Origin of the sequence: Microcoleus sp. POL10_C6 (assembly GCF_036701585.1) — a bacterium.
Lineage (GTDB): Bacteria > Cyanobacteriota > Cyanobacteriia > Cyanobacteriales > Microcoleaceae > Microcoleus.
Map to the genome: position 1 here is coordinate 13,332 of NZ_JAUBRB010000045.1, position 15,726 is coordinate 29,057.

A 15,726-nucleotide genomic window follows, 5' to 3' on the forward strand; every position below is an offset into this window, starting at 1 on the left:
AAGTCGCTGTCGGTGTCGTTGCTTAAGACTCCCGGAAATTGGCTGAGAACTTTATCGTGCAGAACCGTGTAGGTGTCAGGATTTGCTGTGGGCTGATTATTGGTAACGTTGATGTTCACCGTGGCGGGGACAGTTCTAGTATCAGTCCCATCGCTAACGGTGTAGGTGAAGCTATCAGTACCGACAAAGCCAGGGTTAGGAGTGTAAGTGAAGTCGCCGAGGGGGTTAAATATGATCGTACCTTTGGTTGGGCCTGTGACTAAAGTCGCACTCAGCGGGTCGCTGTTGGCGTCGGTGTCGTTGCTTAAGACTCCCGGAAATTGGCTGAGCACTTTGTCGTGCACGACGCTGTAGCTGTCATTGACGGCTACCGGGAAATTATTAACCGAGATGGGGCCGAGAGTAAAAGTGGCACTTGCTTGATCCGTGGCGTCGCCGAAAAATAAAAAGCTTGACTGGGTGTAGGGATTGAAGGGTAAAGCAGGCTGGCTGGTTGCTGGATTAAATGCTCCGTAGTTCCGCAGCGACTGATTTGTCAACAATGCTGTGCCGCCAGCAAACAGGCTGTAACTCGTGCCTTGAACCACCAGTTTGTAGTCGGTAGCATTGCTGATGTTAAAAGCTGCATTTTCCCCGCGAGTGAACAGGGGATTATCTTGCTGGGCAAAAATGCCTCCGTTAGGGCCGAGATTGCCGTTGGTGAAACCGAGTTCAATGCCTTTTGGAGCGTCGCTGCTAATAGCGATGATGCTGAAACCTGCTCGATCGTCACTACCACTGTTTTCCGCGGTAATTGCAACGTTGAAAGAGACGCTATAGCCGTTAGTAAGGTTGAGGGCCGGGAAAGTTGCGTTGACTGGAGTAAATGTTCCTGGCGCAGGAGTAGGAGTGTATCTGTAGTTGGTGTAGCCCGCATAGCCTGTAGTGTTATTGGCGGCGGTAACGCTAGCAGTATCAATGCCCGTGTTGGGCGAGAACGCACCAGTGGCAAGGGGAGCAGTACCCACTGGGGCAGGTAGAGGTATCTGCCCGTAAGCTAATTGAGTACCGGCTGCTGTCCCGATGCCTGGTGTGGTTGCTGATGTTGGTGGTAGTGGTGAATAGTTTGTGCCGTCGTAGAGGGTACGGCCGAAGGCAAATTGATAGGTGGCTCTTGTTGCTGGGTCGATCGCCAACCCAGATGACACCGCTCCCGTTGTATAATCTAATTCCCAATCTCCGCCTATAGCTGAACTGCCGATCGGCGATCTAGAAGCAGCAATTTTTGCGTTAGTTAGCTGACTCAGTTGCTGCACAAAGTTAGCGCCCTTTTCGCCCGCCGCTACATCGCACCCGTACAACAAAATCTCTCCACTGTCTGCCAGCGATCGCGACCAACGCTGCAATTGGTTAGCATAAGTTTTTAAATTTGTCAAGTTTAGATCGATCGCGCCTAGCAGCAAACTCGCGGGGCGACCGTGGGAGATGATATGAATACTTTTTATATTGCTGCGACTCGCTAGCGCTTCAGTAATTTGTGCTACTCCATCCCGGACCGCATCAAGGATAATTAATTCTGTCCCCGCTGCGATGCCGTTGCGGAGAGTTTGGGCATCTGGAACAGCAGAATCGAGAAAGGCGATCGAACTAAAAACTGAACTGGTAAAATTTTGCACAATTACACCTCTGGTTAGATGACCGTAGGAAAATTAAGATGTGTCGAGCTTAGCAAATTCACACATTAAATGTCATGAGTAAAATTAACAATCAAGACTGATATTAACTTTCCGTGAAGCTGCTACAGATTCATCTTGTAGAGGCGCGTTTAGCAAATAATTAATTATTTCAAAAACCGACAATCCCAGTACAAAAGTTGACCTTTTAGGGTTCGATCGCCAAAAGTTCTTCAGCAACCAATCCTTTCTGAATAGCGAGCACTGCTGCTTGAGTGCGATCGCGCACTTCTAACTTTTGCAAAATCGCGTGCACGTGAACTCGCACCGTCCCCGGAGCAATGCACAATATTTGTGCAATTTCCTGATTGCTTTTTCCCGCCGCAACTAAAGCTAATATTTCCTGTTCTCGCTTCGTCAGCGGATTCTCTAAAAGTTCCGATTTTAACCCATTTTTCACAGGTTCGGGATTAGCAAAAACCGCCCGAATTTCCGCAGTCGCGGCCTGATCCCACCACGAAGCGCCCGCCGCCACCGATCGAATTGCCAACACCAAAGTTTCCGCCGCAATTCCTTTGAGACAATAGCCCTGAGCACCCGCACCAATCAATCTTTCAATTAAGGATTTTTGCGAATGAGAAGTTAAGATTAAAACGGGAATTGCTGGATGTCGCTGTTTAATTTGGCGGCACGCTTCAATACCCCCAATTCCCGGCAAACCGACATCGAGAACCACTACATCGGGCAAGTGTTCCTGAGTCAGTTCTACTGCTGTTTCGCCATCTTCTGCCTCGGCAATTACTTGCAAGCAAATTTCTTGCTGCAACCGCGTTTGCAGCCCCAACCGAAACAGTTCGTCGTCTTCAACTAGGAGAATTCGCAATGGATAAGCTGGTTTCATTTCTCTGGGATAGCAGGGAGTCGGAATCCAAACAAAGCGCCGTGTGGCAATTTATTTTCTGCCCAAATTATACCGCCGTGCGCCTCAATAATTTGGCGAGATAAGTATAAGCCCAATCCCGATCCTTTGGCTTGCCGATCGCCGTTTCCTTGATAAAAACGTTCAAACAAGCGGGGCAGTTCCTCTGCAGTAATTCCTAACCCGCTGTCAATAACTTTCACCACCTGATAACTTGAATAAAATTCCATCACCACTTCTACTTTACCGCCGCGAGGAGAATGGTTAATTCCGTTTGTTAACAAATTAGCAAAAACGCGCTGAAGTTGCACTGCATCGCCGTTTACCCACAAAGAGCGGCGGAAATCTGACTCTCCGTAACTCATATTAATGTAAACCCGGCGCGCTGCCGATAAATCTATCAGGGTGGCAATTACTTCTTCTGCCAAAGCAACTAAATTTACGGGCGCAAGTTGCAGTTTTAAACCTTCGGCATCGTTGCGGTAAACATCCAGCAGCGTTTCTACTAATTGTAGAGACATTTTGTGCGATCGCGCCATTGTTTCGAGAACTTTTTGCTGACTGGCGGTGACATTCCCAAATTTTGCTGACTGAAAAGCTTTAATTGTTTCGATCGCCCCTAGCATCGGCGTTTTTAAGTCGTGACTCAAAGTAGAGACAAAATCTTCTCGGATGCTTGCTAGCTGCTGCTGCGACTGCAACTCAGCTTTAGCGATCGCGATCGCTTCTTGGTACTGGTGGTTGCGATCGCTCAAATATCCCGTCACCCCTAAAGCCATGACTGCGATCGATCTATTTGCAACTGTCGCTAGGGCGATCATTTCTCCAGGAGGAACACACAAATTTAACAGCGTCAAAGCTACTGCTACCAGCGTAATCTGTAACTTACCCAACCGACTCAAGCGCGAATTTGCCAGTAAAATCGGCCCTGTGTATAAATACCCAAACAGATACTCCGACGGCGTAGTAAATTCCAGCACTACAACGATCGCAAATAAACTTGCGATCGACCACATCCCCCGCAAATACTTCTCTTGAATTGCCTGGTTGTCTGTGATTTTCAATAAGCTGCTTAACATCCTTTATCCATCCATTTTATATTTTATATTTACACTCTACTCTCTGCCTTATTCCTGCGGTTTTTCATCGCCGAAATTTGGGGAGCATCTCAATGAAAGCAGCAAGATAAAAATTGGAGTTTTGAGGCTCTCTTGCTGCGAGGCAGGAGGGAAGAGTCAGAATTTAGGAGCCAGAAGAAGTGTTTTTACAAATATGAGATGCTCCCGAAATTTGTCTCTTTTGACGCAAAAACAAGCGTTTAGAGAACATCTATATCTGCCAGCATAGATACTGCTAAATAGTTAAACATTTGTCTGTCCGTAAAAATATATAGCAGCTAAGCATAACGGGTAAACGGCAACTTATACCTGCGGGCTGATTATCAAAAATCCTAATGGCAAGTATATTGATTTTTAAAAGCAGATTGCACTTTTAAGGAAGTATTGGCTCAGTTATGCTTGAAGGATTAATTCAAATCGCATTAACGCTAATCATTGTAGTAGCGATCGCCCCTATTTTTGGTAATTACCTGGCGCGGGTGTACATGGGAGAACCAACCATTTTAGACCCGGCTATTAAACCTCTAGAACAACTCATCTATAAATCCAGCAATATCCGGTCTATAGATTCGATGACAGGTTGGCAATATGCGCGATCGCTACTGTACAGCAATGCAGCAATGGGCATATTTGTTTTCCTAATTTTCATGCTTCAAGGAGTGCTGCCTTTAAATGCCACCGGCTTAACTGCCCCAACCTGGGATACTGCGCTGCACACAACTATTTCATTCCTTACCAATACCGACCAACAGCATTACTCCGGCGAGACAACATTCACTTATTTATCCCAGTTAACTCTGGGTTTTTTAATGTTTACCTCAGCCGCTACAGGTTTAGCAGTAGGGATTGCTTTTATCCGGGGATTAACCGGCCGTCCATTGGGCAACTTTTACATCGATTTAATTCAATCAATCACCCGAATCCTGCTACCCCTTTCTTTAATAAGTGCCTTACTTTTGCTAATGTCGGGAGTGCCAGAAACCCTAGCAGGGCCGGCGGTAGCTCGTACATTAGAAGGCGGCACGCAAATCATTGCTCGCGGCCCAGTAGCTCACTTTGAAAGCATCAAACAACTGGGAGAAAATGGCGGCGGATTTTTTGCCATTAACTCGGCTCATCCTTTTGAAAATCCCAACCCTTTTACAAACCTGCTGGAAACACTAGCAATGGTTTCTATACCAACAGCTATGATTCACACCTACGGGAGGTTTGCCAACAACAAAAAGCAGGGATGGCTGATTTTTTGGATGGTGTTTGGCATCTACGTTATCTTGATTGGGATTGCAGCATTTGGCGAGTACAGCGGCAACCCTGAAATTAATAATTTACTGGGCACACAACAACCAAATTTAGAAGGCAAAGAAGTTAGATTTGGCTGGGCAGAGACTGCACTGTGGGCTGTCACTACGACAGGGACAATGTGCGGCGCTGTCAACGGGATGCACGATTCTTTAATGCCTCCCGGTGGTTTTGCTACTCTGTTTAATTTGTTTCTGCAAATCGTTTGGGGCGGACAAGGAACGGGAACTGCTTACTTGTTTATTTACTCCATTTTGAGCGTGTTTCTCACCGGATTGATGGTGGGGAGAACGCCAGAATTTTTGGGACGCAAAATTGAAAAACGAGAAATTGTTTTAGCCAGCGTAGTTTTGTTAATTCACCCGATCGCAGTTTTAATCCCTGGTGCCATTTCCCTCGCATTTACCGACAGTTTGAGCGGCATCAGCAATCCGGGATTTCACGGCATTTCCCAGGTGATGTACGAATACGCTTCGGCTGCAGCCAACAACGGTTCTGGCTTGGAAGGATTGGCCGACTCTCAACCCGCAGCTACCGGACTTTGGTGGAATTTAAGCACCTGTTTTAGCCTGCTGTTGGGGCGCTACGTTCCGATTATTGCCCTACTGCTTTTAGCTGACAGCATGACGAACAAACAACTGGTTCCCGAAACAACGGGCACTCTCAGAACCGATTCAGTTTTGTTCACCGGCGTCACCGCAGGAGTAATTATAATTCTGGGCGCGCTGACATTTTTCCCAGTTCTAGCTTTAGGGCCAATTGCCGAAGGATATGAAATTAGCAGCGGCAAATTTGAACCGACACCGATAACTGCACCCACAACACCCTTAGCAACACCAACTCCTCCACCTCAGTAGCCAAAATTCTCAACCTCACTCTTCTCTTTCTCTGTGTTCTCTGTGGTTCATTAAAAATCCCCAATCGATATGACTTCTTCCCATACCCCTGATCCCCCAAAAAAACCTGCTAGAGGCTCTCGTGAGTCTCGCAAGCACACGCCAAAAGCAAATACAAAAGGTCTTTATCAAAGAGCTTTTAAACAAGCTTTTGTCAAGCTAAACCCACGGGTGATGCTGAAAAATCCGGTGATGTTTGTGGTGTGGGTTGGCACAATTGTGACTGCATTATTAACTATCGACCCGACGCTGTTCGGCCCGGTTCCCGGCGAAAATCAGAGAGTTTTCAACGGTTTAGTCACGTTTATTTTGTTCTTTACTTTGGTATTTGCTAATTTTGCCGAAGCGATAGCAGAAGGGCGGGGGAAAGCGCAAGCAGATGCACTGCGATCGACCAAAGCCGACACAACAGCCCGCAAACTCCTACCAGACGGTTCAATTCAAGAAGTTAGTTCGACATCTCTGAGACGCGGCGACCAAATTAAAGTGATCGCAGGCGATGTCATTCCTGCCGACGGCGAAGTGATCGCAGGTGTCGCGTCGGTGGATGAATCTGCGATCACTGGCGAATCCGCACCGGTGCTCAAGGAACCCGGATCGGACATCGCCAGTTCCGTTACCGGCGGGACGCGCATCCTTTCCGACGAACTGACGCTGCGGGTGATGGCAGATCCGGGTAAGGGGTTTTTGGACAGGATGATCGCGCTGGTAGAGGGCGCAGAACGCTCTAAAACGCCGAACGAGATCGCGCTGACGGTTCTGCTGGCGGTGCTGACTCTGGTGTTTTTGATTGTGGTTTCGACGATTCCGCCGATCGCAAATTATGTGAAAACTCCCGTGGGCGTGGTGACGCTGATTTCGCTGCTGGTGGCGCTGATTCCAACAACCATTGGAGGTTTGCTGAGCGCGATCGGCATTGCGGGCATGGATCGCGTCGCTCAGTTTAACGTGATAGCGACCTCTGGACGCGCTGTGGAGGCTTGCGGCGACGTGAATACGCTGATTTTGGACAAAACGGGGACGATCACGCTGGGGAACCGTTTAGCCGAAGAATTCATTCCGGTTAACGGTCACTCGCTGCAAGAAGTGGCGCAGGTAGCCTTGGATGGGAGCGTGTTTGACGATACTCCAGAGGGAAAGTCGATCGTCCGTTTGGCTCAGAATTTGGGCGCACAGGTGGATTTCGATCGCGCTAACGCCACTGGGCTGGATTTTTCTGCAAAAACGCGGATGTCTGGCACGGATTTGCCCGATGGGACGGAGCTTCGCAAGGGTGCGGTTGATGCGGTGAAGGGTTTTGTGCGATCGCGCGGCGGCAATTTCGGGCCGGATCTCGATGCAGCTTACGAGCGAGTTTCCCGCTTGGGAGGCACACCCTTAGCTGTTTGTCAAGGCAGCGACACCTACGGCATTATCTATTTAAAAGATGTCATCAAACCGGGAATTCGCGATCGATTTGACCAACTGCGAAAAATGGGAATTCGCACCATTATGCTCACCGGAGATAACCGAATTACAGCATCAGTAATTGCCGATGAAGCAGGGGTTGACGACTTCATTGCCGAAGCCACTCCCGAAGACAAAATCGACGTAATTCGCAAGCAACAAGCCGAAGGCAAATTAGTAGCAATGACAGGAGACGGAACCAACGACGCACCCGCACTAGCCCAGGCAAATGTAGGACTCGCGATGAATTCGGGAACCCAAGCAGCGAAGGAAGCAGCGAACATGGTGGACTTAGATTCAGACCCCACAAAACTAATTGATTTAGTTACAATTGGCAAACAATTGCTGATTACTCGCGGCGCGCTGACCACATTTTCCCTAGCCAACGATATCGCTAAATATTTTGCAATTATTCCGGCAATATTTTCCCCTGTTGGGGCTTTAAACGTCATGGGTTTAGCCAGCGGTCAATCCGCAGTTTTGTCGGCATTAATTTACAATGCTTTGATTATTCCCGCTTTGATTCCACTAGCATTAACTGGTGTAAAGTTTAGACCCTTGACTGCAAATCAACTGTTGCAGCGGAATATTTTAATCTACGGATTGGGCGGAGCAGTCGCGCCGTTTATCGCCATCAAAGTTATTGATGTTTTGATTACCGCCGTTGGGCTAGCATAGATCGGGAAAGCATGACAAGGATTTTGACACGGATACACGGATTAATCTCGTTCCCCGGCTCTGCCGGGCAACGCAGATCCAGAGGCTCTGCCTCGATTTTACCAAAAAAATCATCCAATAAAAAGACCGATATTTATTCCCAAAATCAGGAGAATTTATGAAACGAAATGATTTGCTAAAGGATGTTTTTCCCAGAGATTTCCAAGAAAATCTTGAGTTAACACAAAGGCTTTGGCAGCGCCACCCAATCCCGGTGCAGCTATTTCTAGTAATGTGTTTCAATGCTATAGTTGCCCCCGCTGTCTACGCTGCTGCGGGTGAAGATTTGACCCGAAAAGCTGTCTGGGGTTTAAGTCTCCTAGGTTTGGTGATTATCGCCCTTTCTATTTACTTGTTCGTAGTCATCTTTCAGCCGGAAAGATTTTAGTCAATAATTAACCCTTAGCAAATAACCGATCGAGGTAATTTATGAGAGAAATAATTAGAGCCATTCGCCTTACCCTGGTTTTGTGGGGAATTACAGCCCTTATTTACCCTTTAATCTTGCTAGTAATCGGCCAAATGGCCTTCAACTCCCAGGCAAACGGCAGCTTAATTACCAAGCAAGGAGTTGTAGTTGGCTCTGCTTTAATCGGTCAGCCTTTCTCCTCGGAAAGATATTTTTGGAGCCGTCCCAGCACCACCAATTACAGCAGCTTTGCGACAGAAAATTACGATCCGACAAAGGGAGAAAATGTTAGTCAAAGAACAGGCGTTTCCGGTGCTAGCAACCTTGCCCCCAGTAACTCGGTTTTGCTGAAGCGAGGCAATGAGAAAGATGGTTTTAAAGGGGTGCAAGTTGAATTAGATCGCCTTAACAAAGCTGGTATCAAACCAACTGCTGATTTAGTGTACACCTCTGGTTCTAGCCTCGATCCACACATTAGTGTAGAGGCAGCTCGCACGCAAATTCAGCGGATAGCAAAAGTACGATCGCTGAATTTAAATCAAGTAGAAATGTTGGTAGCCAAAAATACAGATGGCAGATTTCTCGGCATTTTCGGTGAACCGGGAGTTAACGTCCTGAAACTGAATTTGGCTCTCGATCGTTTACAATAGTTTACAGTCAATAGTCAGTAGTCCTTAGTCATTAGTCATTAGTCATTTGTTACTTGTTATTTATAGCAACCGCCAACTACCAACTGACAACCGCCAACTGACAACTGACAACCGACAACTGTCAACCGACAACTAACAACTGACAACTGACAACTCACAACTCACTACTCAGCTATGATTCACTCTAGCGAACTTACCAACAATCCAGACGCGGTTTACGCCCAACCGAACCGCACTTACGATCGCACTACCCGCCGGGGAAAGCACAAAATATTTATCGGCATGGCCCCCGGTGTCGGCAAAACTTTCCGAATGCTGGAAGAAGGACACAGGCTCAAATCTGAAGGCATTGATGTGGTAATTGGACTGTTAGAAACTCACGGCCGGAAAGAGACAGCAGCTAAAGCAGAAAGATTGGAGATAGTACCCAAAAAACCAATGCGGCGCGGCGAAAAAATGCTCACCGAAATGGATACAGATGCTGTCATCGAACGCCGTCCTCAATTAGCATTAATAGACGAACTGGCTCATACAAACATTCCGGGTTCTCTGAGAGAAAAACGATATCAAGATGTCGAACAAATTCTCAAGGCTGGAATTGATGTTTTCTCCACCCTCAACATTCAGCACATAGAAAGTCTCAACGATTTAGTAGCTCGAATTACCGGAGTTGTAGTGCGAGAGCGAGTGCCCGATCGCGTCCTCGAAGATGCTGACGAAATAGTCGTTGTCGATGTCACGCCGGAAACTTTAGAAGAAAGGTTGCTAGAAGGCAAAATTTATGCTCCAGAAAAAATTGAACAATCTTTAGAAAACTTTTTCCAGCGCCGTCATTTAATCGCTTTGCGAGAACTCGCCCTGCGAGAAGTCGCAGACAATGTGGAAGATGATGCTGCAACTTTAAAAGGTCAATCTTGCAACATTCACGAACGAGTTTTAGTGTGCATCTCAACTTATCCGAACTCCTTGCAACTGCTGCGGCGGGGCGCGAGGATTGCTAGCTACATGAATGCTCCATTTTATGCTGTGTTTGTCAACGATCCAGACCGATTTTTAACAAAAGCAGAAAGCTTGCACGTTGAAACTTGTGAGAAACTATGTCAAGAATTTAAGGGGCAATTTTTGCGGGTAAACGGGACTAATATAGCCAAAGTGATTTCGGAGGTAGCTAAACAGTATCGCATTACTCAAATTGTGATCGGCGAAAGCCAGCAATCCCGCTGGCATTTGCTGCTGCGGGGTTCTTTGACTCAACAGTTAGTGCGATCGCTCAAACACGTAGATTTGCACATCATCGCTACCGAAAAAAGTCAGTAGTCATTAGTTATTAGTCAGCAGTCAGTAGTCAGTAGTTGTGAGTTGTGAGTTGTTAGTCATTTAGCATAAAAACTGCAACTTTCGGAGGATAGCTGAATCTAGCGGGCGGTGGATGCGCCCGAAGATTTTACGTGCCAGAATCGCACTTAGTAACCTGATTAAAAATGCAATCGCTATGGTGGATGATTACATTCTCAACTTGCTAGTTATTGGCATCCTCCTGCTTACCGTTACCTTGGGTTCCGGCTGGATTTCGCGATTGCCTGTATCTTATGCCTTAATTTATCTAATTGTCGGTATCGGATTGGGACCCTACGGCGTCAAGCTGATTGACTTGCGTCCCGAAGCTGAATTTTTAGAAAGGCTTACAGAATTTGTAGTTATTGTTTCTCTGTTCAGTTGCGGCTTAAAAATGAATCGCCCGCTGCAATTTTGGGCTTGGAATTCCACAGTGCGGCTGATCGGTTTTTTAATGCCGATTTCTATTTTTGCAGTGGCCGCTATCGGTCATTGGTTTGTAAAATTAGATTGGGGCCCGGCGATTTTACTGGGAGCAATTCTCGCTCCCACCGATCCAGTTTTGGCCTCAGAAGTTCAGTTAGCTCATCTAGACGATCGCGATGAATTGCGCTTTGGTTTAACATCGGAAGGCGGTTTGAACGATGCTTTAGCTTTTCCCTTTGTTTATTTCGGCATTTATTCGCTAAAAGATAACAACTGGTCGAACTGGTTTGCGCAGTGGGTAGCAGTTGACTTGATTTGGGCGATCGCCGCAGGTATCGTTATGGGTATTTTAGTAGCTAAAGCCGTCACCTGGATCGATCGGCAACTCCAACACTATAGACCGGCCGATCAATTAATGGAAGATTTCATTGCCCTCAGCACAATTCTGCTTACCTATTCCCTCACAGAAGTAGTCAACGGCTACGGATTTCTCGCCGTTTTTGTAGCAGGAATTGTCGTGCAGCGGAGTTACCGCAACCCAGAAAAGCCGCTTTCCCAACTGCACTTTACCGAGCGTATAGAAAAGTTAATGGAAGTAGGAACTATTTTACTATTAGGTTCACTTTTGCGCTTAGAGCCTATGTTGGCATATGGAGGCTACGCCCTCCTAGTAGCTGGATTGTTGATTTTTATAATCCGGCCTGTGGGAGCTTGGATTAGTACGATCGGCAGTCCTTTGCACCCCGCCAGCCGCTGGCTCTGCGGGTGGTTCGGTATCCGTGGTGTCGGTTCTATCTATTATCTTACCTATGCTTTTGGTAACGGTTTAAAAGGCGAAACCGCCGAAAAAATTGCCTGGATTACCTTTACAACAATCATAATTTCTGTGGTTTTGCACGGCATTACTTCCACCCCGTTAATGAACTGGTACGAGCGCCAAATCAAACCTAAAGTCCCGGATTTAATTTAATTCATAGTCCTAGACGCATAAATACCTTTAAAAACAGGGTTTTTCGCTTCTATTAAAGATTAACCATGCAGTCTCTTCCTAAAAAAAACTGGTTTCTGCGTCCAGGACTAATTGAGTAAGGTGTGTGACTTTGAGTTCTTCACTTACCAGTGAGATGATTGAGAGTCACGCACCCTACTAAATCTTAATTCTAGATCGCCCCCAAAGCGCACACCGTTGCTTTCTGTGCGTGAGTTATTCCCTCACTCTTAAGTTGAAAGCAAAGGCATTGCAACGCATCTTACAGGTGTTAAGGGACAAGAGGAGACTCGAACTCGAAAGCGCCGATGTCAATAATTCCCCCGCTAACGCGATTAAAAGGAGAGATACCCCGCTGGTCGTAGAAGGGAGGACCGATAAAAGGTCCAGACGTTAAAACAAAAGCTGGGTCGCCACCATTAATAGCGGGACTAGCCGGTTGCAGTGCCAAAGTCTGAGTCGAACCGCCGTTATCTGCCAGGGGGTTTAGTAGGGGGTCAATAGGTGCAGCAGCAGTGCCAACTTGATCGCCAACAGCAGTAAAACCCGTGCTGCCAGTACCGTCGCCAATTAAGTTGTAGCCACCGCTGGCGAAGCTGCCGAAAACGTCAGGGTCAGTGGTGGCACTGTTGAGAGCGATGATAGTATTTTTGACATTCACCGTGCCGCCGTTCCATATACCACCGCCACTTGCAGGGGAAGACAACGAGGGAAATGATGGCACACTGTTGGAGGGGTTTGCTTTGTTGCCGGAGAGAGTGCTGTTTGTCAGCGTTACCGTGCCAGCTTTGTTATAGATGCCAGCACCCCTGCTACCTGCGTTGGTTGCTGTGTTTCCAGAGAGAGTGCTGTTCGTCACCTCTACTGTGCCGTTATCGTTATAAATGCCACCACCAAACAAACCACTCTCAAAAAAACTACCGACAGTGTTACCAGAAAGAGTGCTGTTCGTGACTTTGACTGTGCCACCCTCACGGTTATAAATGCCGCCACCACTGCCACCGCCCGCATCGTTGCCAGAAAGAGTGCTGCTTGTCACCTCCACAGTACCGCCTTGGTTAGAGATGGCAGCACCATTTACTCCTGCCGGAACCCCTAGGGTAAAACGCACTCCAACGTTGCCAGAGAAAGTGCTGTTTGCTACTTTGACTGTGCCTGGGCCATTGTTAGAGATGCCACCGCCATTGGTAGCGCGGTTGCCTGAGAAAGTGCCGTTCGTCACGTTTACTGTGCCGCTATTGTTTGAGATGGCACCGCCTCTGCTTGGTGCGAAGCCACTGTTGCCTGAGAAAATGCTGTTAGTCAAATTTACTGTGCCACCCTCATTGTGGATGCCACCACCACTGGGGATGGGATTCAAATTGGGGTTAAAGAAATTGCTCAAACGGTTGTTAGAGAAAGTGCTGTTGGTCGCATTTACTGTGCCGCCATTGTTGTAGATGCCACCACCCCTGCCACCTGTCACAGTGTCACCTGTCACAGTGTTGTTAGAGAGAGTGCTGTTGGTCACATTGACTGTGCCACCGTCGTTATAGATGCCGGCGCCGTCTCTTGTATAACCATTGGCGATGGTTAATCCATCAAAAGTCGCACTGACTCCACTGTTTACCTTGAAAATCCGGTAAATTCCGCCCGTATCCAGCCGTACTGTCAAGTTGCTAGAACCAGTGTTATTAGTAATAGTGACATCGCCACTAATCTCAGGTAATACTCCTGTGAGATTGATTGTCTGTGGCCCGGCTGGCAGATTGAAAGTAATAGTATCATTCCCAGTAAAAGCGTTAGCATTCAGCAGTGCTTGTCGAAACGAACCTTCTGCCAGACTGTAGTCTATCAGGCTGTCATTGCTATTGACAACTACAGTATCATTGGCTGCGATCGCGACAGTAGTATTGTTTTGGTTAGCATCAACTTGGTAATTCCCATCTGCTAGTTTCAGCTTCAGCGTCTCCTGTGCCTCAGCATGGATATCATCGACAGCCGTGAGGCTCACATCTACAAAATTTTGTCCCTCAGGGATGGTGACAGTGACATTTGAACTGTTGACAGAAAAGCCACCACCGCTGAGGGTGTAGTCGCTAGGTTTAGTTGGATTGTTGCTACTACCGTCTATTGCTAGGTTGACTGTTAAGTTGCCGCCACCCTCACCCGTGCGACTGATGCGAAAAGTGGCTGGATTGTTGCCTGTTTCTGATGCTGCCTCATCTATAGCAGCGATGCTGACCGTTGGCAAAATGTCATCGTTAATAATAGTGAAGCTAGCAGTTTGCTGACTTCCTAAAATTCCCCTGCCTACTGGATTAACTAATTTCAAATTAATCTGTTCGTCTGGTTCGACAATCGTATCTCCCACAAGAGGAATTGATACTGTTTTGGATTCTTCGCCACTGGCAAAGTTGATAGTAACTGGCAGATTGTTAATGTAGTCTTCGGTAACAGTAGCTGTGGAAGTTGTATCTAGTTCCACTTGGAGGCTGACTGCCCCCTCACGGCTGCCCGTGCGTTGAACTGTGGCGACAACTTGATTGGGACTGCCACTGTTGCCCTCGTTAGCACTGTAGCTAGAGGTGCTGAATGCTAAGAGACTGGGGATTGATATGTCATCGTTAATAATAGTTAAAGTAGCAGTTGGCTGACTTCCTAAAGTTACCCTACCTACAGGATTAACCAATTTCACTTTAATCTGTTCGTCTGGTTCGACAATCGTATCTCCCACAAGAGGAATTGATACTGTTTTGGATTCTTCGCCACTGGCAAAGTTGATAGTAACTGGCAGATTGTTAATGTAGTCTTCGGTAACAGTAGCTGTGGAAGTTGTATCTAGTTCCACTTGAACGCTGACTGCCCCCTCGGTGCTGCCAGTGCGTTGAAGTGTGGCGACTATTTCGGAAGTGCCACTCTTGCCCTCGTCGGCACTGTAGCTAGAGGTGCTGAATTCTAAGATACTGGGGGTTGAGTTTGAGGTAAGTGGAGTGAGTGAGGTGGTGAAATTGGCGGCTCGGATACTGCTGCTGTTAATACCTTTTAAAATAGCGAGATATTCGCCTGTCACGTTATCTCGAACGATCGTATCTCTGGCAAAATCGCCTGTTCCTTGAGAGATATTCAAGTCTTGAAATTCCAAGCCTCCATCGAGTCCTATTAAGTCTGTACCCAGGCTAAAGTCGGCAATCAAGTCAGCATTGGCAAGAGTAGAACTGCCGGTATTAACTGAATTATTTTGTACTCGCCCGATGACAAAAATGTCGTCACCCTCGTCACCCCTTAAGGTATCGGCACCGCTATCTCCAAATAGGACATCATTGCCTTCATTTCCAGATAGCAAATCATTTTCTTTGCCGCCGCGCACAAAATCGTTGCCCTGCCCTCCTTCGAGGGTATCATTACCGTTATCGCCAAACACCCAATCCTCGTTTGCGTCGCCTTGAACCTTGTCACTGTCTTTGCCGCCGTAGAGGGTATCATTGGCTTGGTTGCCCAAGATGTAGTCATTACCTTGGTTGCCAAAGATTTGATCGTCCCCTTCTGCGCCAAACAGCGTATCATCGCCTTGTTTGCCGGAGAGGGAGTTACTTCCAGGAAAGCCAATTAAAACATCGTTGTTGGGGGTACCTTCGAGTGTAGCCATTTTTTTTGATAGATGCTAACTGAGCGGAGTTGCTCTAGCGCGGATCTCGCGGGTTAGCGGAAGCGATCGCGATTTCCATCGCGCGTAGTGCGATATTGCAAATTAGAATCTATGACGCTACCAACTTTATTAAGTTCCACTGTTGGGCTGGCTAAAGGAAGTGCGTAGGCTTTGCAATCTACTAATGTTTTGTTTAGCTATGAAACTGGTTTCACCCAGCCCGTGTAGCTGGTGCGATCGATC

Annotated in this window: 10 protein-coding genes; 6 read left to right on the forward strand and 4 right to left on the reverse strand. The window is 47.2% G+C overall.

What is annotated here, in order from left to right; genetic code table 11:
* From QUA34_RS21890 to QUA34_RS21900, 3 genes are all read right to left on the reverse strand, one after another.
* Nucleotides 1–1,655, reverse strand: a 1,655-nt coding sequence (locus QUA34_RS21890; RefSeq protein ID WP_333389223.1) for a DUF4347 domain-containing protein, incomplete at its 3' end; no start/stop codon positions are given.
* Nucleotides 1,656–1,860: 205 nt separating this feature from the next.
* Nucleotides 1,861–2,553, reverse strand: coding sequence for a response regulator transcription factor (locus QUA34_RS21895; protein WP_333322695.1), 693 nt, complete (start codon nucleotides 2,551–2,553; stop codon nucleotides 1,861–1,863).
* Nucleotides 2,550–3,650: a HAMP domain-containing sensor histidine kinase gene (locus QUA34_RS21900; RefSeq protein WP_333322699.1), complete on the reverse strand. Its 1,101-nt coding sequence runs from the start codon at nucleotides 3,648–3,650 to the stop codon at nucleotides 2,550–2,552. Before QUA34_RS21900 ends, QUA34_RS21895 begins: the two co-directional genes overlap by 4 nt.
* Before the next feature lie 434 nt (nucleotides 3,651–4,084).
* Between QUA34_RS21900 and kdpA the strand changes: the two genes are divergently transcribed.
* From kdpA to QUA34_RS21930, 6 genes are all read left to right on the forward strand, one after another.
* Nucleotides 4,085–5,845: a potassium-transporting ATPase subunit KdpA gene (gene kdpA / locus QUA34_RS21905; RefSeq protein ID WP_333322700.1), complete on the forward strand. Its 1,761-nt coding sequence runs from the start codon at nucleotides 4,085–4,087 to the stop codon at nucleotides 5,843–5,845.
* Nucleotides 5,846–5,914: 69 nt separating this feature from the next.
* On the forward strand, nucleotides 5,915–8,008 hold the full coding sequence (gene kdpB, locus QUA34_RS21910) for a potassium-transporting ATPase subunit KdpB (RefSeq protein ID WP_333322701.1): 2,094 nt from the start codon (nucleotides 5,915–5,917) through the stop codon (nucleotides 8,006–8,008).
* A 157-nt stretch (nucleotides 8,009–8,165) separates the two neighbouring features.
* On the forward strand, nucleotides 8,166–8,435 hold the full coding sequence (kdpF, locus tag QUA34_RS21915; protein WP_333322702.1) for a K(+)-transporting ATPase subunit F: 270 nt from the start codon (nucleotides 8,166–8,168) through the stop codon (nucleotides 8,433–8,435).
* A 41-nt stretch (nucleotides 8,436–8,476) separates the two neighbouring features.
* The gene (gene kdpC / locus QUA34_RS21920) at nucleotides 8,477–9,106 is read left to right on the forward strand and encodes a K(+)-transporting ATPase subunit C (RefSeq protein WP_333389224.1); all 630 of its coding nucleotides are present in this window, start codon (nucleotides 8,477–8,479) and stop codon (nucleotides 9,104–9,106) included.
* A gap of 174 nt (nucleotides 9,107–9,280) precedes the next feature.
* A complete protein-coding gene (locus QUA34_RS21925) occupies nucleotides 9,281–10,423 on the forward strand; it encodes a universal stress protein (protein ID WP_333389225.1) in 1,143 nt (380 codons plus the stop codon).
* 175 nt (nucleotides 10,424–10,598) lie between these two features.
* Nucleotides 10,599–11,837 carry a sodium:proton antiporter gene (locus QUA34_RS21930; protein WP_333322705.1) on the forward strand — a complete coding sequence of 413 codons (1,239 nt, stop codon included), beginning with the start codon at nucleotides 10,599–10,601 and terminating at the stop codon, nucleotides 11,835–11,837.
* A gap of 289 nt (nucleotides 11,838–12,126) precedes the next feature.
* Here QUA34_RS21930 and QUA34_RS21935 read toward each other — a convergent pair whose 3' ends face one another.
* Nucleotides 12,127–15,483, reverse strand: coding sequence for a Calx-beta domain-containing protein (locus tag QUA34_RS21935; RefSeq protein ID WP_333322706.1), 3,357 nt, complete (start codon nucleotides 15,481–15,483; stop codon nucleotides 12,127–12,129).
* Between the last annotated feature and the right edge of the window lie 243 nt (nucleotides 15,484–15,726).